The sequence below is a fragment of the Turicibacter bilis genome (assembly GCF_024499055.1).
Classification (GTDB): Bacteria; Bacillota_I; Bacilli_A; order MOL361; family Turicibacteraceae; genus Turicibacter; species Turicibacter bilis.
On the sequence record NZ_CP071249.1, the window covers coordinates 1,299,329 to 1,319,705 of the forward strand.

The 20,377-nt window shown below is 33.3% G+C and carries 19 protein-coding genes; 1 reads left to right on the forward strand and 18 read right to left on the reverse strand.

Annotated elements, in window-relative coordinates:
• Positions 1-720: 720 nt before the first annotated feature.
• Genes J0J69_RS06345 through J0J69_RS06395 form a run of 11 tightly spaced genes read right to left on the reverse strand, consistent with a single transcriptional unit; the run spans position 721 to position 11,195 of the window.
• Complete coding sequence (locus J0J69_RS06345) at positions 721-1,599, reverse strand: glycosyltransferase family 2 protein (protein WP_212725995.1); 879 nt, start codon at positions 1,597-1,599, stop codon at positions 721-723.
• 11 nt (positions 1,600-1,610) lie between these two features.
• A complete protein-coding gene (locus J0J69_RS06350; protein WP_212725996.1) occupies positions 1,611-2,573 on the reverse strand; it encodes a DUF6625 family protein in 963 nt (320 codons plus the stop codon).
• Entirely contained in the window at positions 2,566-3,120 is a 555-nt protein-coding gene (locus J0J69_RS06355) for an acyltransferase (RefSeq protein WP_212725997.1), read from the reverse strand. Before J0J69_RS06355 ends, J0J69_RS06350 begins: the two co-directional genes overlap by 8 nt.
• A 48-nt stretch (positions 3,121-3,168) precedes the next feature.
• A complete protein-coding gene (locus tag J0J69_RS06360; protein WP_212725998.1) occupies positions 3,169-4,281 on the reverse strand; it encodes a glycosyltransferase family 4 protein in 1,113 nt (370 codons plus the stop codon).
• Position 4,282: 1 nt separating this feature from the next.
• Positions 4,283-5,401: a glycosyltransferase family 4 protein gene (locus J0J69_RS06365; protein ID WP_212725999.1), complete on the reverse strand. Its 1,119-nt coding sequence runs from the start codon at positions 5,399-5,401 to the stop codon at positions 4,283-4,285.
• A 17-nt stretch (positions 5,402-5,418) separates the two neighbouring features.
• Complete coding sequence (locus J0J69_RS06370) at positions 5,419-6,108, reverse strand: CpsD/CapB family tyrosine-protein kinase (RefSeq protein WP_212726000.1); 690 nt, start codon at positions 6,106-6,108, stop codon at positions 5,419-5,421.
• A gap of 3 nt (positions 6,109-6,111) precedes the next feature.
• Positions 6,112-6,789: a YveK family protein gene (locus tag J0J69_RS06375; RefSeq protein ID WP_212726001.1), complete on the reverse strand. Its 678-nt coding sequence runs from the start codon at positions 6,787-6,789 to the stop codon at positions 6,112-6,114.
• A gap of 11 nt (positions 6,790-6,800) precedes the next feature.
• Positions 6,801-7,946: a DegT/DnrJ/EryC1/StrS family aminotransferase gene (locus J0J69_RS06380; RefSeq protein ID WP_212726002.1), complete on the reverse strand. Its 1,146-nt coding sequence runs from the start codon at positions 7,944-7,946 to the stop codon at positions 6,801-6,803.
• An 18-nt stretch (positions 7,947-7,964) separates the two neighbouring features.
• The gene (locus J0J69_RS06385) at positions 7,965-8,594 is read right to left on the reverse strand and encodes an acetyltransferase (RefSeq protein ID WP_212726003.1); all 630 of its coding nucleotides are present in this window, start codon (positions 8,592-8,594) and stop codon (positions 7,965-7,967) included.
• Position 8,595: 1 nt separating this feature from the next.
• Positions 8,596-9,198 (reverse strand): sugar transferase, encoded by a 603-nt coding sequence (locus tag J0J69_RS06390; RefSeq protein WP_212726004.1) that lies wholly within the window; start codon positions 9,196-9,198, stop codon positions 8,596-8,598.
• Between the two features lie 11 nt (positions 9,199-9,209).
• A complete protein-coding gene (locus J0J69_RS06395; protein ID WP_212726005.1) occupies positions 9,210-11,195 on the reverse strand; it encodes a polysaccharide biosynthesis protein in 1,986 nt (661 codons plus the stop codon).
• Between the two features lie 583 nt (positions 11,196-11,778).
• Here J0J69_RS06395 and galU point away from each other — a divergent pair.
• Positions 11,779-12,663 (forward strand): UTP--glucose-1-phosphate uridylyltransferase GalU, encoded by an 885-nt coding sequence (gene galU / locus J0J69_RS06400; protein WP_212726006.1) that lies wholly within the window; start codon positions 11,779-11,781, stop codon positions 12,661-12,663.
• Between the two features lie 42 nt (positions 12,664-12,705).
• On the opposite strand, the gene J0J69_RS06405 is transcribed toward galU, so the two are convergent.
• The 7 genes from J0J69_RS06405 to J0J69_RS06435 all read right to left on the reverse strand — a co-directional run bounded on the left by J0J69_RS06405 (position 12,706) and on the right by J0J69_RS06435 (position 20,366).
• On the reverse strand, positions 12,706-13,755 hold the full coding sequence (locus J0J69_RS06405) for an LCP family protein (protein ID WP_256637943.1): 1,050 nt from the start codon (positions 13,753-13,755) through the stop codon (positions 12,706-12,708).
• Between the two features lie 351 nt (positions 13,756-14,106).
• Positions 14,107-15,555 carry a flippase gene (locus J0J69_RS06410; RefSeq protein ID WP_212726007.1) on the reverse strand — a complete coding sequence of 483 codons (1,449 nt, stop codon included), beginning with the start codon at positions 15,553-15,555 and terminating at the stop codon, positions 14,107-14,109.
• A gap of 188 nt (positions 15,556-15,743) precedes the next feature.
• Positions 15,744-16,583 (reverse strand): dTDP-4-dehydrorhamnose reductase, encoded by an 840-nt coding sequence (gene rfbD / locus J0J69_RS06415; protein WP_212726008.1) that lies wholly within the window; start codon positions 16,581-16,583, stop codon positions 15,744-15,746.
• Positions 16,583-17,611, reverse strand: a complete 1,029-nt coding sequence (gene rfbB / locus J0J69_RS06420; protein ID WP_212726009.1) for a dTDP-glucose 4,6-dehydratase — start codon at positions 17,609-17,611, stop codon at positions 16,583-16,585. The genes rfbD and rfbB overlap by 1 nt, the downstream gene beginning before the upstream one ends.
• The gene (gene rfbC, locus J0J69_RS06425) at positions 17,611-18,192 is read right to left on the reverse strand and encodes a dTDP-4-dehydrorhamnose 3,5-epimerase (protein ID WP_212726010.1); all 582 of its coding nucleotides are present in this window, start codon (positions 18,190-18,192) and stop codon (positions 17,611-17,613) included. The genes rfbB and rfbC overlap by 1 nt, the downstream gene beginning before the upstream one ends.
• Positions 18,192-19,061, reverse strand: coding sequence for a glucose-1-phosphate thymidylyltransferase RfbA (gene rfbA, locus J0J69_RS06430; RefSeq protein WP_212726011.1), 870 nt, complete (start codon positions 19,059-19,061; stop codon positions 18,192-18,194). The genes rfbC and rfbA overlap by 1 nt, the downstream gene beginning before the upstream one ends.
• 333 nt (positions 19,062-19,394) lie before the next feature.
• A complete protein-coding gene (locus tag J0J69_RS06435; RefSeq protein ID WP_212726012.1) occupies positions 19,395-20,366 on the reverse strand; it encodes a glycosyltransferase family 2 protein in 972 nt (323 codons plus the stop codon).
• Positions 20,367-20,377 lie beyond the last annotated feature (11 nt).

Consider the following 20,377-nt stretch of genomic DNA (forward strand, 5'->3'; position numbering starts at 1 on the left):
TAATGGAATTAGTCCATTAGGAATATATCTTTTTTACCTGTGACTACTTTTGAAGACTGTAGCCCCTCCCCGAACCGCACAAGCTGTATCGAATCTATATAGGTTTCTTTTCTTAGTAGGATGAGAGAAGCTAGCTAGTGTCTTTAGAATACTTATACGATACGCGAGGTTATGGTGCTATTGGGAACCCTAGGGGTTCTGTTCGTATCCGATTTTACTATAAATTAAAGGCGCGCTTGGCAGTGACTGAAGAGAACTATCCTCCACTGCTTTTGAATCCTGTCTGTCTTACACTGAGGTAATTTTTAAGAATTATCCTAGAACCTTGTTCAGTACGATTAAAAATTAAAATCTTAATTAATTTTTGTCAATCATTAATTGACTTAATACCACAAATCTAAATTACTATTATTCTATTTTCCTCCCCATAAGATTCTTTATAAAGTTCTATTAATGAAAGTTCTATAATCCATATCTACATATAGGTAGATTTAAGTGAAGTGATTACAACGAACTGAATCGAAGTGGAAACACAAGAATGAACAATTACTTGAACGTATTAAAGAAATTTATTTTAAAATGTAAATGTCATTATAATGACATTTACATTTACCTTTCATCTCTAAAAAGAGTTTTAATCTGTTTGAAATACGTCTAATGATTAATAAAATTAAAAGGATTAATTTCACCTTAAATATTACCACTTCCTTAAAGCGTGGCCTAATCCTTATACTTAAATTTCCAATACTTGTACAAAGCAAATCCAAAAGGTAAATTAATAAAAGTTATTTTAAAATATTCATTTTTTAATATTTCTAAAATACTTTTATTTGCAAAAAATCCATAAGCTATATAGAGCCATGTTCTTTTTATACGTTCTTTTAGTGGAAACTTTTTATTCATACCAACTTTAGAGTTTTCCATACCTCCTATTGGACTATTAATTCTCAACCTCCTTCCAGATTTCGACAACCCCCCATCTAAATACTCAGTAATATAGATAATTTTATTAATATAATACATATCGTATTCTAATGCAATCTTCCACCAAACAATATTTTCTCCTAAAAACCTTTCATCTCCATATACTGGGAACGGAAAGGTTTTTAGTAAATCAGTTCGCCAAACTTCCGCTTTATCTCCTTTCACATTATAGTTGAACTGAATCTTTATCCCATTATCTACAACATCACTATCTGGAAATTTATCTCCAATAACAGTATCTTCAGAATAACCTCTTAAAAAATTTATTCCACATAAATTTTTATCTTTTATCATATTCCAAGTGGTATTGATAATCTCAACAGCATCTGGAGTTAATCTATCATCACTATCAACAATAAATGTTAATTCTGTTTTAATCATCTCTATTCCTGTATTCAATGCCGTATGTTTCCCACCATTCTCCTTATATTTATATATAATATCAAATGGCGTTATATCTAAAAATTTATTTACTACTTCTTTCGTATTATCTGTACTACCATCATCAATAATTAGCCATATAAACTCTTTACAATTTTGATTACATAAACTCTCAAAACATTTGTTAAGAGTATGCGCTCTATTATATGTAGGAGTAAGAATTGTCACCTTCATACTATCACCTTTTATTTCAATATTTTACGTAATCTACGTTGAATAGCCCCTTTTTTTATATTTTCTAAAATCATTCTTCCTCGTTTGCTATACCATTCAAAATATATTTTGTCTTTACCGTATTTTTCAATATCTTCTTTCATTGGTTTGCTATACTTTATAAACTTATTTGGTACAATTAAAAAAGATTCTTCATCCATATCTTTTAGACAAACATCCATACTCCTCTTCTGTAGGTGTATGTACGCATACTCCTTAGATCCAAATTTACCATTACATATAAAATGCGCCTCTAATTTTCCTTTATTCCAACTAAATACTGCTCCATATTTATTGTTTATTTCATTATAATAAAACGCAAACCGTGTAGCATCAATATCTGCAAACTCTCTACCATCATATTGCTTCATCCCTATTAATTCTAGATATTTACTAATTCCTCCCCATTCATCAAAATGGCATGAATAAGGCGTAGTAAATGCATCTTCATAGGTGCATATACATTTATTATTAAAAATATCTTTTTTACTATATTTAAATAAGTTATTAATTCGTTCATTATTTCTATATAAAGATAAGTGTCCAAATGTAAAAATTCTATCATTTTCATTTAGAATTTCTTTCGTTAAAAACTTTCTCAAATCGCCCCAAATAATATCCGGATCACAATGTCCCCAAAAATCATAGTCTGTTATATAATCTGCAAAAACTAAGCCATATGCCGGTTTATAGTCACATAATTTATAATATTCATCCAAGCAAACTGTGAAATTACAGATATCTTGACACCTTTTCTTTACCTCATCAAATGTCATAAATATAACCTTTACATTTTCAGGATAATTTTTTAGTTCTTTAATATCTGTGAAAATATACCAATCTATTGTTTTATTGTATTTTGCTGATAAAATCCATAAATCAAAGTAATTCGGTAAACATCCGAAATAAGGCATAATTAATGCTATTTTACTCAACAAAACCTACTCCTTTATCTAACTTTAATTTCATCTCTATTTTCTTCTCTCTTGTTATTTTTGTTCTCATAGTATATTCTGATGAAAAAACATTTTCATCTATATGAATCATATTTTCGTTTTTAACCTTGAAATCTTTCAGTGAGCCTATTACTTTTGCAGGGTTGCCAGCTACAATACAATTAGAAGGGATATCCTTTGTCACTACACTATTTGCTCCTATTATAGAATTCTCCCCAATAGTCACATTTGGGAGAATTAGACTATTGGCTCCTATGAAAACATTATCTCCTATTTTTATTTTCCCTATTTTTGTATATCCTGTTACATTTTTAGTACTTGCATCGTGAGCCATGAGAACTACTCTAATAGACATAGTTACATTATCCCCTATTTCTATAAGCCAACAATGAGTTGGATCAATAAAACACCCTTGCTGCCTATTAAAGTTTTTTCCTACAATTAGTCCCCTTTTTATTAAAGTACTTGTTGGAATTTCACCTATAATTCTTCTAATAATATCTTTAAAGAATAATTTTAACTCCATTGATTACACCGTCTTCCATTTTATTAATTATTACAAGTAATAATCTTTTTATAAATTTATAACTTTATCATATATTGAAATTATCTTTTTTACATATGCCTTTATATCATTATTCCCTTCTATAAGCATTCGAGCATTATTACCGTATTTTTGTAAAATAGTTTCATCTTCTTTTATATTATATAAGCACTTTATAAATTCACTATAGGCTTTTGGTTTAACTAGTTTCCCTGTTATATCATCCTTTATTATCTCATTTATACTTCCAACATTCATAGACACTACAGCCTTCCTAAACGCCATTGCTTCGAGTAAGACCATTGGTAATCCTTCATATAAAGATGGTAAGAAAAAGATATCGATTAACTGATAAAATGGATAAATATTCGATTGGAATCCTGTGAAAATAAATAACTCTTCTAATTCAAATTCCTTAACAAGTTGTTTAGTTTCATCTTCTTGTTCACCACTTCCAACAATCAAAAACTTACAATTTTCAAACTGATCTTTGTAATTTTTCAACGCCTTAATAAATGGTATCATTCCTTTTTGTTCAGATAGTCGCCCAATATAACCAATGATTTTCTGATCAGAAGGAATATTAAATATTTCTCGAATTTCGTTCACTTGGTTTTGCGGAGTTATCCCTAAGTTACTCACATCAATCGCATTTGATAAAATACATGTTTTCTTTAGGTTAAAGTAGGGCGCATGCTGATAATAATAATCATAAACAATTTGCCCACATGCAATATTGAAATCGTATTTTGGACGAATGAACTGATCAATACGTTTATAGACTCCATTACCTTCTAGCCATGGATAACAATTATGAATATGAGAAACAATTTTCACCTTTAATCCATATCTTTTTTTCGTTAAATAAGCACTTAAAGAAGCGATATTATCATGAGCATGGATAATATCAATTTGTTTTTCCCTAATAAATCGATTTAATTGCTTGATCACTTGTGGTAACTGCCTCATAGAAAAATTTAAGTGGTTCGTTTGAATACCTTCTTTTTCAAACACCGCTGCTAAGTCTGCTCCACCTGTTATAACATAGGATTCAACTTCAGACATATGTTTACAAATGAGTAATCCCATCCGTTCTGCTCCACTTAACTTATTCATCGGTAACAAATGTAAAACTTTAATCATCTTATCCCTCCCTTACAATATCGGTATAAATTTGCTTTAATTGCCCTAAAATAGATTCCACCTCATAAGACTTAAGATGCAGACTTAGTTCAAATTCTGATTCACGAGTGTGATACAACTGTTCAATTTCCTTAGCTAATCCAAATTCATCTTCAACCAAGACTTTAGCTCCTACTGTTTCGTCCACAATAATATCTCGACAACCACGAATATTCGTTCCAATGATTTTTCGACCACAGGCCATGAGTTCCATGAGATTTCGTGGCAAGCCTTCACGATAAGATAATAGTACTCCGATATTTGAAACATTAATGAGTTCATTAATATCATGTCTAAAACCTAAAAATTGAATTTTATCAGTCAGTTCTCTCTGTTTTACTTCGTGTTGTAACTCAGATAACTTCAGACCTTCGCCTACAAGTAATGCTTTAATTTGAGGGTACTTATCTTTTAGCAATTCCATCGCTTTAATGAGTTGAATTTGATTTTTATTTTCGTTAAGTTCTGCAATCATAATGATGACAAAATCATCTTTGCTTAATCCAAGTTCTTCACGTTTTTGCTGATTCTGTTTCTCGGGTAAGATTTTATACTGCGTTAAATCAAGTCCGACTCCATTCATTAAATACGTTTTTCTAGGCTTTAGTTTACTTACTGTAATGTCATAGTCCTCTTGATTAATGGTAATTGTGACATCAGTTAGTTTAGCCATGACTTTTTCAATGGGATAATATAACAACCACCCGATTTTTGGTCCACCTTTTAAAAAGTGATAGCCATGAGCGGTATAAATCGTTTTGAGTTTGGGAAATCCAAGCTTTAAAAGGCGACCAAATAAGGAGGCGACTGGGGTATGCACATGAACCATGTCATATTGCTCTTTCTTTTGAATTTGAATTAATTGACCAAACGCTTTAACATTTCCTGGGTGAAGTGGATTTCTTGTAAAAGGAATATTAAAGATGTTTACTCCACGACTAGTTAAAGATTGATCGATTGGTTTATCAATACAGGTCGCAATATCAACCTGATATCCTTCATCGAGTAACATTTGAATATGTGGCACTAAAAAAGCATTCACTGTTCGACTAACCGTTGTGATATAAAGTACTTTTTTCATCTCATCACCTACTCTATTTAATGACGTCTTTTACGTCCTTTAGGTTGTGCCCCTTCTTCATATTGATAATAATATTTCGAATATCCTTTTGTTTTCTCTTCACAATCATTTAATACCGTTCCGACAATATTCGCCTGTACTTTCTCAAGCTCTTGATAGGCGGCTAAAACTAGCTTATGTTTAGCCATTCCTTCTCGAACGACTAATAATGTTCCATCTACTTTTAAAGCTAGTAACTGTGGATCGGTCACGGATAAAACCGGTGGGGTATCAATAATAATGTAGTCATATTCTTCTTTTAACTGATTTAATAACTGAGCCATTGCTTCTGAACCAACAATTTCTGCCGGGTTCGGTGGAATTTTACCAGCTGTCATGACATGAAAATAATCATTCACCTTTTGAATGACTTCATTAAACTGTAGCTTATGGACAATTCCATCCGTTAAACCGATTTGATTCGATAAATTCAATTTTTTATGAATCGTCGGTTTTCTTAAATCGGCATCAATTAGTAGAACTTTTTTATTCATTTCATTCATTGAAAAAGCTAGATTTGAAGCAACTGTTGACTTTCCTTCACCTGGAACGGAACTTGTAATGACGATGGTTTGTAACTCTCGATCAACCGATGAATATTGTAAGCTTGTACGAAGAGAACGATATGCTTCTGAAGATAATGATTTTTTTGAGCGATGATAGGCCATGATTTATTTCCCCTCCTTTTCATCAAAATGTGGTAACGTTCCAAGCACCGGAACTGGTAAAAGCTTTTCTAATGTTTGTTTTTTACGGATCGTATCATCTAAATAATCAAGCACTAAAATCAAACCAATTGAAGCAATCACTCCAACGGCAAATGCAACCATAATCACTTTTAGTGTTGCTGGCTCAATTGTAAATACTTTGACGCTATCAACTATTTGAACTTTCGCATTTGGCATAATACTTTCCGCTTGTCTCGTATATTCATTGGCTAAGGCTTTTAACACATCACGTGCTTGTATTTGATCAGCACTCGTATAATTTATTTCTAAGATTGGAGAGTTTGTCGCAGACGTAAAGCTTAATCCGCTTTTCACTTGATCGGCCGTTAACCCAATCTGATTCTTTTCTAATGTCTCATTTAAGAAGTCATCAATAACGATAATTTCTTTAAACGTATTCATGAAATTAGAATAATACTTCATTTGATCTTCCGTATAGCTATTAATAATGGTTTCTGAATCTCCTACATAAACTTTAACACGTGCACGGTACATTGTATCCATGGTTAAAGAGTAGCAGACTCCTAACATCGTCATGATAAAAGTCACACCTATTAAAACCCATATTTTCTTTTTAAACAACTCAAAGAGTTCTTGTATTTCTAACGTTCTTTCTTCCATATGGTACTCCTTTACTGCTCAAATAACTGCTTAATTAACTTAATAATAAATTCTTGTTGTTCTTTCGTCATTTTCGTATCCGATGGTAAACAAACTCCACGATTAAAGTAGTCTTCTGAAAACGGGATTTCTTTAGTTGCTGTAAAGAATGGATACTGTTTAAAGACTGGTTGCAGATGCATTGGTTTCCAAACAGGACGAGATTCAATATTTTCTGATTCTAACGCTAACATGATATCGAGTGGTTTAACTTTAGAATCTTCTTTTAAGGTCATTACTGATAGCCAGTAGTTAGACTCACCAAAGTCACAAATATTCATCATTTGAATGTCTTCAATATCCCTGAAGCCTTCTTTGTACGTTTCGTAGATTTCTTTTTTCTTCGCAATACGATCATTTAATACTTTTAACTGCCCTCGTCCAATACCAGCAACGACATTTGACATACGGTAGTTGTAGCCAATTTCTTTATGTTCGTAGTGACGTTCTGCTTCACGAGATTGTGTTGCCCAGAATGTTGCTTTTTTTGTATAGTCTTCATTGTTTGAAACCATCATCCCTCCACCTGAAGTCGTGATGATTTTATTGCCGTTAAAGGAATAGATCCCAATATCGCCAATCGTTCCACTCATTCTTCCTTTATAAGTAGCTCCTAAAGATTCGGCTGCATCTTCTAAAATCGGAACGGTATATTGTTGACAAAGTTCTAAAATAGGATCCATGTCAGCACTTTGCCCATATAAGTTAACAACCACCACTGCTTTTGGAAGTTGGTTGTTTTTTTCTGCGTTTTCAAAAGCTAGTTTTAATGCTTTCGGACACATATTCCAAGTTAAAGCATTGCTATCAATAAACACAGGTGTTGCCCCTAAGTAAAGAATCGGGTTGCATGATGCCGAGAACGTCAAGGTTGAACAAAAGACAACGTCTCCTGTCGTCACACCTAACGCTTTTAACCCTAAATGAATCGCAGCCGTTCCACTCGATAAAGCAGAAGCTGACTTCACACCTACGTACTGTGCTAATTCTTTTTCAAAATTCGTCACATTGGGTCCGAGTGGCGCCACCCAGTTCGTTTCAAACGCTTCTTTTACATACTGTTCTTCATACCCTTGTTCACTCATATGAGGCGAAGCCAAATAAATACGCTCGTTCATCGCGCTCTCCTCCTTCGACTAGTATTGTTTAATCACTTTAGCAGGTGTTCCAACCGCAACGACTTGATCCGGGATATCTGTAATAACTGTTGCTCCCGCTCCAATCATCGACTGCATGCCAATTGTTTTTCCTTGAATGACTGTTGTTCCCGCTCCGATATGAGTCAGTGGTTTAACTCTGACCGTTCCACATAGCGTGGCGTTTGGTGAGAGATGAACATAATCACCAATCAAGTTATCATGCTCAACAATTACTCCTGTATTAATGATGACATGCTCACCAATTTGACTATTCGCATTAATAACGGCATTTGGCATCACTACGGTTCCTACTCCAATATTAACCTGACTTCCAATAATCGCACTCGGATGAATCGCAGTAAAAAACTTCAAGTGACTATATTTTTCACTTAACTTATAACGGATTTCATTTGAACCAATGGCAATAATGAAATAGGTATTTTCTTCATTAAAGTCATTGACTTCTAACGTTGAACCGAGGACTGGATAACCCATCCACTCTTTTTTGTTTGAGTCATCGAGCAAACCTTTAATTTTGATTTTTTCACCATTGGCAATTTGTGCTTTTAAAATATCTAATATGACAGCGGCATGACCGCCTGCTCCAAGTAAAATAATTTCTTTCATCTTAGTTCATCCCATTAAATTTTTCCATTGTGACATTACCTTCTTGATTAATATCCGCTTGCCCTAACACTTTAGCAACGGTTTGAAACAAGATTTTGACATCTAACCATAAGCTAAAATTCTCCACGTAGTAGACATCCAGTTCAAATTTTTTAGTCCATGAAATATTATTACGACCATTCACTTGAGCATAACCCGTAATCCCTGGACGAACATCATGGCGTTTCATTTGCTCCGTTGAATAAAGAGGTAAATATTCCACAAGCAGTGGACGTGGCCCCACTAAACTCATATCACCTTTTAAAACGTTCCATAACTCAGGCAACTCATCTAAACTTGTTTTTCGAAGTAACTGTCCAAATTTAGTGAGACGTTCTTCATCCGGTAGTGGATTTCCTTCTGAATCAGTAGCATCTTTCATCGTACGAAACTTCACCATTTCAAAGATTTCTCCATTTAACCCCGCGCGTTGTTGCCGAAATAAAATGGGTGATCCAAGCTTCGTTTTTACTAAAATAGCGATGATTAACAAAATAGGAGAAGCTAAGATTAGTCCAATAAAAGCCATAATAAAATCTAAAATACGTTTAATGATTTGTTGCATCTCTCTCCTCCTTATACAACTTTATGGTGGGTTCCCTGCGCCACGTGGGACAATCTTTGATTGGTCTCGTGGCTTTCCTCCACTGGTAGGGTCATCTTCTCTTTATCTAATTGATGATGATCTGGCTCCTCATAAGTCGGCACCACTTCTTTTAACTTCTCTTTTAGTTCTTGAATCCCTTTTGTTTTCGCCACTTGTAATAACTCTTGAATTTGTGATTTGACCGTTGTTAATTCAAATTCACTTGGTTTTCCAATAAAGATTTTTTGATGGCGCGTCTCTGTTAATCCTTCTTCATCCATCAATAACTCTTCGTACAGCTTCTCCCCTGGGCGAAGCCCTGTGACTTCAATTTCGATGTCCACATGAGGTTCATAACCGGATAACTTAATGAGATTTTCCGCTAAATCATAAATCTTAACTGGTTTTCCCATATCAAGCACAAAGATTTCTCCACCTTGAGCGAATCCTCCCGCTTGAAGCACCAGTTGTGCCGCCTCAGGAATCGTCATAAAGTAACGGGTAATGTCTTTATGTGTTAACGTCACCGGTCCACCTTTGGCAATTTGCTTTTTAAACAGTGGTACGACTGATCCATTCGATCCAAGCACATTTCCAAAACGCACCGCCACATATTCGGTTTGACTTTTAGGATTCATCGCTTGAATAATCATTTCACATAAACGTTTCGTCGCTCCCATGACATTCGTTGGATTCACCGCTTTATCCGTTGAAATGAGTACAAAGCGTTTCACCCCATACTCACTCGCCAGTTCCGCCGTATTGAGTGTTCCAAGCACATTATTTTTAATCGCTTCAGACGGACTCACTTCCATGAGTGGAACATGTTTGTGGGCGGCCGCATGAAACACGACATTTGGCTGGTACGTTTGATAAATCTCTTCTAATCGATGACGATCTCGAACCGAGGCAATTAACGTCACTAAATTTAGATTAGGATATTGACGTAACAATTCATTTTGTAAATCATACGCATTATTTTCATAAATATCTAAAATAATCAGTTGCTTTGGATTAAACTTTACAATTTGACGACAAAGCTCCGAACCAATCGATCCACCACCCCCCGTCACCATCACGACCTGATGCTCTAAATACTCATGAATCCCTTCATAATCCAGTTTGATCGAATCACGAGCAAGTAAATCCTCCACTTGTACCTCACGAATCATGTTAAGATTAAACTTACCATCAATGAGTTCAAAAAGACCCGGCATCATTTTAACCGTTAATCCAAGTTGTTTAATGGTGAGTGACACTTCTTTTAGAAGACTTTCTTCAATGTTTGCAATCGCGATAATCACTTCATCAATTTGATGTTGATGAACGATTTGTTCTAAGTCTTCATGGGTTCCATATACCGGTGTATTTCCAATCACCGTGCCTAACTTTTCTTGATTATCATCTATAAAACCAATGACTTTTTTCCCTAAATGAGGGTTTCGCTTATATTCATTCGCCACTAAGCTTCCACCCATACCAGCCCCATAAATCAAAATGCGCTGAATCTTATGCTGATATTCATATTGACGTGAGATAATCATTCGTCGAATGATACGCCACAAAATACGAACTCCATTACAAAGTAGCATCGCCAAAATCCCAGCAAGTGTCGTCACCAGTAACGGTACACGATGAGGAAGTAGCATTGAAATCATCAAGTTAATGATCGTTCCCCCCATAAACGCAAGCGTTCCAAGCATAAAATCCTCAATCCCCGCTAACGTCCAAATACTTTGATACTGCTTCATGATCCACTGACATAGTAGTAAAATTCCTAAACTTAAAACAAACTCCCACTTGTAATAATTAAAAATCCCAATCGTTTCAACCAGTGAATTTCCCGCTAAGTGGTAACGAAATAACGTCGCTAATCCATACGATAGTGTGATTAAAATGGTATCTATCCCGATTAAAATTCCCTTTTTCACTCCACGTTTTCTAAGAAGTGGCCCCTCTAATATTAACTCTCTCATATACGACCTCCTCTATCTTAAATCATCGATTACTTATCTTACTTAACTTTTTTAATGTCACAAAGCTAATGACTTTCTATAAAATTGATCACACAATCGAAGTCGGCGCTCTTCTCATCACCTTCATTACCTCCTTTAAACATAAAAAAAGCCACATCTATTAGACAATAAATGTGACCTTTTTAGAGTAAATCTCAACGATTTTAAAATGATTAAAAAATTCTACCCTAAATAATAAATCATGAAACTAGCAATTCTCCCAAAATTAACAGATTAATATTTAACCCTATCTAGCATCGAATTTGTCCCAAATATTATCCCAATAACCCAATTTCCCTTTTACACAACTAAAATTTTACATTATTTATTATTTTTTTACAAGTTTATCTAGAAATAAACATTATTTACCTTATAAAAGTTTATCTTCTAAATCAGTTTGATACAATTAAAGATTGAATCCATTTTTACAATATTATTGTTTTTTCTACCTAATATAACAATATATTACTAATTATGTACATTTAATTAAAGTTATGATATAATTCTGCTATCTTTTTGAAAAGAGAGAAGGAGTTAGAAAGTTATGAGAAAACCTGTACGTAAAGCCGTGATTCCAGCTGCCGGATTTGGAACACGATTCTTACCAGCAACGAAATCACAACCAAAAGAAATGTTACCTATCGTTGATAAACCAACGATTCAATACATCATCGAAGAAGCGATTGCTTCAGGAATTGAAGAAATTCTAATTGTCACAAGCTCAACAAAGCGTTCCATTGAAGATCACTTCGATAAATCTTACGAACTTGAAGACACACTAGCTAAAAAAGGAAAAAATGACATGCTTGAAATGGTTCAAAACATTTCAAATATGGCACAAATTCACTATATTCGTCAAAAAGAAGCGAAAGGTTTAGGTCATGCGATTTTATGTGCCAAAACATTCATTGGGAATGAACCATTTGCTGTCTTACTTGGAGATGATATCGTCGTAAACGATGAAAACCCAGCAACCAAACAATTAATTAATGCTTATGAGAAAAACGGATGCTCAATTATGGGTGTTCAAACCGTAGCAGACGAAGACGTTTCTAAATACGGAATTATGAAACCTTCAAAATCACATCAACCAGAAGGACGTCTAGTTAAACTATCTGGAATGGTTGAAAAACCAAAACAAGAAGAAGCACCATCAAACTTAGCTGTTATGGGACGCTACGTCTTAACACCAGAAATCTTTGAAATGTTAGAAACTCAAGGTGAAGGGGCTGGTGGAGAAATCCAATTAACAGATGCCATTGATCGCTTAATGGATCGCCAAGCCGTTTATGCCTATGACTTTGAAGGACAACGCTATGACGTTGGAGATAAATTCGGATTCATCAAAGCAACCATTGACTTTTCATTAAACCGCGAAGATCTAAAACACCAAGTCATTGCCTACTTAAAAGAACTAAAACAAGCTTAATAGATAACAAAAGGAACCTTCCCTCGAAGGTTCCTTTTTCTCTTATTTAACAGTTCCAAACTTCTCATAAATAGCAGCCTCATTCTCAATGACAGTTTGTGATGGCTGATACTCAGCGTCATTATAAATAAAAGCATGCACATCACGTACTAAGTCCTGATAATTGTTCATGACATAAAGCGGGCTATATCCTTTATAACTTACCGTTCTATTTTTATTATCAGCAGCCGGAATTTGTGTTTGCTCAATATTTTTCAAATCAAATGTTAAAACTTTTGTTCCAAAACTAATCATCTCATTCATCGTTAAATTCGTTTCAACATAAGGTAAACAAGCGTCTAGCAAGCCTAATAGCTCCGTATAACTTTGATTCATCACTTTATCAATCATCGCTTCCATCACTTTGTTCTGACGATTCATTCGATCAAAATCATCACCAACATAACGATTACGCATATACGCCATCGCTTGGCGTCCCGATAATTTTTGTAATCCACCTTTCGTTAAATAAGGAGCATCTTGATCAGTATCTGATAAACTATTTAAATGCTGAATATAATCATTTGTCACTTTTAACTCGTTTTCATGAACATCTAACTCAATTCCATCAATCGTATCAATAATATGCTCAATCGCATCAAAATTAAACGCGACATAACGCGTAATATCTAAATCAAAATTATAATTTAACGTCTTTAATGTTAATGGCGCTTTTCCATACCAATACGCATGATTCAGCTTATCAAAATCATTTTCAGGCTCAGGAATATAAATCAATGTATCACGCTGAAACGATGTCATCTTCACCTTTTTATTATTCATATCAAGAGAAATCACCTTAATTGCATCACTACGACCATTTGACCCATCACCATCGCGATCAATCCCTAAAACCGCAATATTAACAATATTAGACTCTTCCTCTTTTTGAACAAGCTCTTCAATAACTCCAACCTCTGCGGGCTTTAAAGATTCCGTTGTCTCTACCTTTGAGTAAAAATGATTCGCCGCAAAAATCCCTCCACCAATAACTAAGATGAAAACAATAATCATTAAAGAAATCACAATCCCTAGTACTTTTTTCTTACTCACAGCAAATCCTCCTACTCCACATTAATTCAATCTCTACCATACTCAGAGATAATTTGTAAATAAGTCTGTCTATTTCGACCTCTCACTTTACTCTATACTTTAGTTATCAAAAATAATTATATAAGAGAGAGTTATCAGCAGAACTTTTCTGACGTTAATCAAACTCTTTTATCCTATAGTTTTTCTCAAATAGTGAATTGTAAGTGGTTAATAATAACACGAATATAACAATAGCTACCAATCCTGTAAACTCAAAGCACTATACTAAGTTGATAGCTATTATTTTTGTAGTTAGCGACAAACTTGTTGAATATTTTAAGTCTACAATATTTAGTGTTTTGTTTCAGCTACCTATTTTGTATTAGAATATTTTTCTAAAAAATATTTATTAAATTTAACTCTAATCTCTTTATCTACTAGCAATACCATTAATCCAGTTAATATTAAATAAATACTTCCTCCTAAAATTATTTGAATACATATAGTACCTATAGCTGAAGAAAGTTTTAATGAAATTAGATTTCCAACTATATACATTATAATCGCTGGTCCAATATATATCATAGTATTAATTAGGTATTTTCTTATCTCTAATGCATTTCTTACTTTAACTGTTTGATATATGGCTACAGTGGCCTCTGCGAAGATTGTCCCAATAGCAGCACCTACTGCTCCATAAAACGGAATAAAAATTATATTACTAATTACATTGACTAGAGCCCCTAATAGGGTAGACTTAATATAAATTTTATCTTTTTGATGTGGAATAAGATACTGTGTTCTTATAACATTTGCCCAAGATATGAAAATAACAGTAAATGCTAATAATGATACAACTGGGATAGCATTCACAAACTCATCACCTAAAAATAAAGGAATAAAATTAGGCGATACAATAATAACTCCACCTGCAATACCTATCGCTAAAAACATAATAAACTTAAGTGACATTTCAATCATTTGCATTGCCTTCTTATCATTTCCTGTGGCAATCAAATTTGACATTCTGGGTAACATGACGGTTCCTAATGCTGCAATGATTCCCATGGGAATATTAATAATTTTTTCTGAATTTTCATAATAAGCAACCTCAGCCATATTCGTCATAGATCCTAGCATGATTTTATCCATAATTTTATATATACTAACTGCTAAAACTGGAATAAATAATACTAGGTTAGGACGAAGATGAGAGCAAATCCCCTTCACTGTTGGCATTCTAAAATAAACATATTTTTTGATAAAGAACCATAACATTAATTGACTTAATAATGTTCCACCTGCCATTATCACTGTATAAATCCATAAATCATTACTATCTTTTACAAAAATAAAAATACATCCCACAGTTAACAATTTTATTATAGTATTTCGAGTTACAGTTAGTTTAAATTGCTCTAATCCAAAGAAAAACCAATTAATATCCAATATAGTGGCTATAATTAGCAATAATTGAATATAAAAGATTACTCTATTCTCTGTAACAAAAGTATTTATGTAAAATACATACCCAACAATCGTTATTAAAGATGTAATTAGCTGTAAACCATATATATTAAAAAATGTCTGGCTCAATAATTGCTTATTATCTCTAACTTGTGAAATCGTTCGATTACCATAATTAACAAGCCCTAACATAGCAAATAAGACAAAATAATTTGCTATGGAGCTAGAATAGGAATAGACTCCTACCCCCTCAGCCCCTATAACGCGGGCAATATAAGGTGCTGTAAATAAAGGCAATAACATTGTTAAAAGTTGATAGGATACATTATATAAAAAATTTTTCTTTATACTCATGCTCATTCTCCTTGATAGTCATTAATAAAGGCTACATATAAATCTATATGTAGCCTTTATTAATCGATCTCTTTATGATCTCTCAAATAAATAAACTGTTCATCTCTTTGACCCAATAATTAAAATATGTCACTAAGATAATATTTTAATGTTATAACATAGCTTTTAATTATTTCAATCTACATATATTAAATTAGATCAAGATAATTCTTTAATGCCTCTTTCCAAGTAGGTAACAAGCTAAATCCATTAGCTTTTAACTTTGCTTTACTCATACGACTATTCATTGGGCGTTTTGCTGCTGTTGGATATTGATCCGTTGTAATTGGATTTGTTTTTACTTCAATCCCACTTTGTTTGAAAATTTCATTCGCAAATTCATACCATGAACAAGTTCCTTCATTTGTCGCATGATAGATGCCATATTTATCTGTTTCCATCATATCGACTAATAATGGTGCTAAATCGGCTGTATACGTTGGTGATCCGATTTGATCGTTGATGATATTTAATTTATCACGTTCTGAACCTAAACGACGCATCGTTTTGATGAAGTTGTTTCCGTTCACACCGAAGACCCATGAAATACGAACGATATAGTACTTTTCTAATAAGCCTTGAACGTATTGTTCCCCTTTTAATTTACTTGCACCATATACATTGATTGGATTAGGAAGATCTGTTTCCACATACTCTCCCTCTTTTGTCCCATTAAACACATAATCAGTACTGATATAAATTAATTTGACATCTAGTTCTTTGGCACATTCTGAAATGACTTTCACTGATTCAGCATTGATTTGGTAACAAGTCTCTACTTCTTCCTCAGCTTTATCTACTGCTGTATAAGCTGCACAATGAATGATGGCTTCTGGTTTTAACTCCATAATAAACGTTCTAATTGCGGCATTATCCATTAAATCCATTTCATCACGGTCAACCCCAATCGGTTGATGTCCACGTTTTTCTAATTCTTTTACCACATCATAGCCTAATTGACCTTTAACTCCAGTTACTAATACTTTCATTATTTATCACCGTATTGTTTTTCAAAATAGTTTTGGTATTCTCCTGAGATGATATTTTCCCACCATTGTTTATTGTCTAAATACCACTCAATCGTTTGTTGGATTCCTGTATCAAAGTTATACGTTGGTTTCCATCCTAATTCAGTTTCTAATTTTTGTGGGTCAATCGCATAGCGTAAATCATGTCCAGGACGATCTTTCACGTAAGTAATTAATGATTCTGGTTTGTTTAAGGCTTTTAAAATGGTTTTAACGACCTCTAAATTGGTACGTTCGTTGTGTCCACCGACGTTGTAAACTTCACCAATTTTACCTTTATGTAAAATTAAGTCGATGGCTGCACAGTGGTCATACACGTGTAACCAATCACGAACATTCTCTCCATTTCCGTAAACCGGTAATTGCTCATCATTTAACGCACGTGAAATCATTAATGGAATTAATTTTTCTGGAAAATGGTATGGTCCGTAGTTATTTGAACAACGAGAAATCGTGATTGGCAATCCAAATGTACGGTGGTAAGCGAAGACTAATAAGTCAGCTGATGCCTTTGACGCTGAATATGGGCTTGAGGTGTGTAATGGTGTTTCTTCTGTAAAGAATAAATCTGGACGATTTAATGGTAAATCTCCATATACTTCGTCTGTTGACACTTGGTGATAACGTTCTACGCCATAAGCACGAGATGCATCCATTAACACTTGTGTTCCTAATACATTCGTTTTAATGAAGATTTCTGGATCTGTTACTGAACGGTCGACGTGAGATTCTGCCGCGAAGTTAACGACGATATCGAACTTTTCTTTTTCGAATAAATCGAAGATAAAGTCACGATCGGCGATATCTCCTTTAACGAATTTGTAGTTTGGTTTCCCTTCAACTGGTTGGCATGTTTCTAAGTTTCCTGCGTAAGTTAACGCATCTAAATTCACAATCATGTAGTTTGGGTATTTATCTACCATGTAATGAACAAAGTTTCCACCGATAAATCCGGCTCCACCTGTCACTAAAATCTTTTTATCCATCATTACTTGCTCTCTCCTTCATAGACAAACGGTAAATCAGTTAATTCTTTTAATGTCTTTTGTTTTTTATCTTTTTCTGATAATAAAATGTCTCCTAGTCCTTCTAAAGGCCATTCAATGGCAACATCTTCATCATTCCACAGTAGCCCACTATCATATTCTGGCGCATAGAAGTCCGTACATTTATAGTTAAACACAGCTTCCTCTGATGTCACCACAAATCCATGAGCAAATCCCTCTGGTACATAGAACTGGCGTTTATTTTCAGCACTTAAGTAAACACCTTCCCATTGTCCATAAGTCGGAGATCCTTTACGTAAATCCACCGCTACGTCCCATACTTCTCCTTGAGTAACACGTACTAATTTTCCTTGCGTGTGTTTCGTTTGGAAGTGTAAGCCACGTAGCACACCTTTGCGAGATTTTGATTCGTTATCTTGAACGAATGTCATCGTTAATCCTGCTTCAGCGAAGTCTTTTTGGCTGTAACTTTCCATAAAGTATCCACGATCGTCACCAAATACTTTCGGTTCAATAATATATAAGTCTGGAATTTTAGTCGCAATAAAATTAAAGTTTCCCATTAAATCACCTCATTTGCGATTTTCACTAAGTATTGTCCATATTCTGTCTTCAATAATGGCTGTGCTAATTCTAATAATTGTTCTTTTGAAATGTAACCTTTACGATACGCAATTTCTTCTAAACATGAGACATATAACCCTTGACGTGTTTGAACCGCTTCAACATAATTCGCTGCATCTAATAATCCACGGTGAGTTCCTGTATCAAGCCAAGCCATTCCACGTCCGAATAATTCGACTTTTAATTTTCCACGACGTAAATATTCATTATTAATATCAGTAATTTCTAGCTCACCACGTGGAGAAGGTTTGATATTTTTGGCGATTTCAACAACCTCATTATCATAGAAATATAAGCCTGGAACCGCATAATTTGACTTAGGTTGTACAGGTTTTTCTTCAATGGATAATACGTTGAAATCTTGATCAAACTCAACCACTCCAAATGCACTTGGATCACTGACGTGATATCCAAAAATCGTTGATTCCTCGCGTTCAACTGCTTTTTGAAGGCGCTCCGAAAATCCATAACCATGGAAGATGTTATCACCTAAAACTAAAGCTACTTTATCATTACCAATGAACTCTTCTCCAATAATAAATGCTTCGGCTAATCCATTTGGTTGTTCTTGAACTTTATATTCAATTGTTAATCCTAAATGGGATCCATCTCCTAATAATTCCTGAAATAACGTAATATCTCGTGGTGTTGAAATGATTAAAATATCTTGAATCCCTGCCAACATTAAGACTGATAATGGATAATAAATCATTGGTTTATCGTAAATTGGTAATGCTTGTTTTGAAACAGATTTAGTGATTGGATATAAACGTGTGCCTGACCCACCTGCTAAGATTATACCTTTCATATCTTTCATCCTTTCGAATCTTTCTTTATTATTAAGCCTTATTTTGTAATATTTATAATTTAACAGTATTTGAACTTATTCATAATGATAAATACTTGATTAATAATATATTGAAAACAGAAACTAACTATATCAAGGCTTATGTTTTCCTTTATATGAAATTTGAGTTAATAATAAAAATTTATGTTTTTTTATATAAGTAGTGGTTCTTAAAAAGATTCATATTAATTACTAATCTAAATGTTAGGTAATTTAAAACTACTAGATGTTTAAGTCTTTCAAGAAAACATCAATACTTTCTAAAAAAAGTTAAACTTACTAATTATATACTCGCTATCTATGCTTTATTACAATTGGTATTTTATAAAAAGCATGTCCTCTCCATAATAATAACTTTATTTTTTGTTTAAATGATATTTCTCTATTTTTTAGTATTGAAACATTATCAATTAATTCCGTATAACCATTTTCAAAAGAAAATTGGTATAAATCTATAATATCGACATCATTAATATAATAAATATCTGTAGCAATTGCCAAAAAAGTAGCAACTCTAAATTTAGCGATTATCTTACTGTCAATATCTAATAGTTCTGCTTTTTTTATAATTTGTCGACAGGCATAATAGTAGTCATCTACTTTCTTTTTACTTTTTTTATAAACAGTAGAGGTACTTCTTTGTCGATAGAAATATAGTGATTCATTTATAAATGTTATTTTACTCATCGATGCTAATGTTTTAAAAACGGGATACCAATCTTGTATATATCTACCTTTTTCAAAAAATATTCCTTTTGCTTTTAGGGCACTTACCCTAAACAATTTATTCCATAAATATCCTTCTAAATCTAAGTTCATCATCATTTGAGCAGTAGCTATACCATCTAAAAAATCGACTGAAACATTATATTTTTTTTGATAATTTTCTCCTTTTATATCATCATAAAAAATTTCATAACCACATATTGCTACATCAGATTTTTCTTTCTCTATTGTCAAAACCAATTTTTTTAGATAATCAGGGTGTAAATAATCATCAGGATCAATATAAATTAAATAATCCCCTCGAATATAATTATTAGCTAGATTTCTTGCCTCTGAAACTCCTTGATTTTCTTGGTTCAATAAAGTAATCTTTTCAGAATATTCATTTATATACTCTTTTATAATTTTTAATGAATTATCTGTTGAACCATCATTAACGATAATTAATTCAAAATTGCTATATGTTTGGCAAAATAACGACTCTAAACATTCTCTAATATACTTTCCGACATTAAATACTGGTATTATAATTGTAATCATTTTTCTCTCCC

What these genes read in the sequence shown, in the direction of transcription:
- J0J69_RS06395 (WP_212726005.1), bottom strand. Translation starts at nt 11,195, where the DNA reads ATGAGAGAGTTAATATTAGAGGGGCCACTTCTTAGAAAACGTGGAGTG.
- J0J69_RS06365 (WP_212725999.1), bottom strand. Translation starts at nt 5,401, where the DNA reads ATGAAAAAAGTACTTTATATCACAACGGTTAGTCGAACAGTGAATGCT.
- rfbC (WP_212726010.1), bottom strand. Translation starts at nt 18,192, where the DNA reads ATGGGAAACTTTAATTTTATTGCGACTAAAATTCCAGACTTATATATT.
- rfbA (WP_212726011.1), bottom strand. Translation starts at nt 19,061, where the DNA reads ATGAAAGGTATAATCTTAGCAGGTGGGTCAGGCACACGTTTATATCCA.
- J0J69_RS06345 (WP_212725995.1), bottom strand. Translation starts at nt 1,599, where the DNA reads ATGAAGGTGACAATTCTTACTCCTACATATAATAGAGCGCATACTCTT.
- J0J69_RS06355 (WP_212725997.1), bottom strand. Translation starts at nt 3,120, where the DNA reads ATGGAGTTAAAATTATTCTTTAAAGATATTATTAGAAGAATTATAGGT.
- J0J69_RS06375 (WP_212726001.1), bottom strand. Translation starts at nt 6,789, where the DNA reads ATGGAAGAAAGAACGTTAGAAATACAAGAACTCTTTGAGTTGTTTAAA.
- rfbD (WP_212726008.1), bottom strand. Translation starts at nt 16,583, where the DNA reads ATGAAAGTATTAGTAACTGGAGTTAAAGGTCAATTAGGCTATGATGTG.
- galU (WP_212726006.1), top strand. Translation starts at nt 11,779, where the DNA reads ATGAGAAAACCTGTACGTAAAGCCGTGATTCCAGCTGCCGGATTTGGA.
- J0J69_RS06390 (WP_212726004.1), bottom strand. Translation starts at nt 9,198, where the DNA reads ATGCAACAAATCATTAAACGTATTTTAGATTTTATTATGGCTTTTATT.
- J0J69_RS06370 (WP_212726000.1), bottom strand. Translation starts at nt 6,108, where the DNA reads ATGGCCTATCATCGCTCAAAAAAATCATTATCTTCAGAAGCATATCGT.
- J0J69_RS06410 (WP_212726007.1), bottom strand. Translation starts at nt 15,555, where the DNA reads ATGAGTATAAAGAAAAATTTTTTATATAATGTATCCTATCAACTTTTA.
- J0J69_RS06435 (WP_212726012.1), bottom strand. Translation starts at nt 20,366, where the DNA reads ATGATTACAATTATAATACCAGTATTTAATGTCGGAAAGTATATTAGA.
- J0J69_RS06380 (WP_212726002.1), bottom strand. Translation starts at nt 7,946, where the DNA reads ATGAACGAGCGTATTTATTTGGCTTCGCCTCATATGAGTGAACAAGGG.
- J0J69_RS06360 (WP_212725998.1), bottom strand. Translation starts at nt 4,281, where the DNA reads ATGATTAAAGTTTTACATTTGTTACCGATGAATAAGTTAAGTGGAGCA.
- J0J69_RS06385 (WP_212726003.1), bottom strand. Translation starts at nt 8,594, where the DNA reads ATGAAAGAAATTATTTTACTTGGAGCAGGCGGTCATGCCGCTGTCATA.
- rfbB (WP_212726009.1), bottom strand. Translation starts at nt 17,611, where the DNA reads ATGATGGATAAAAAGATTTTAGTGACAGGTGGAGCCGGATTTATCGGT.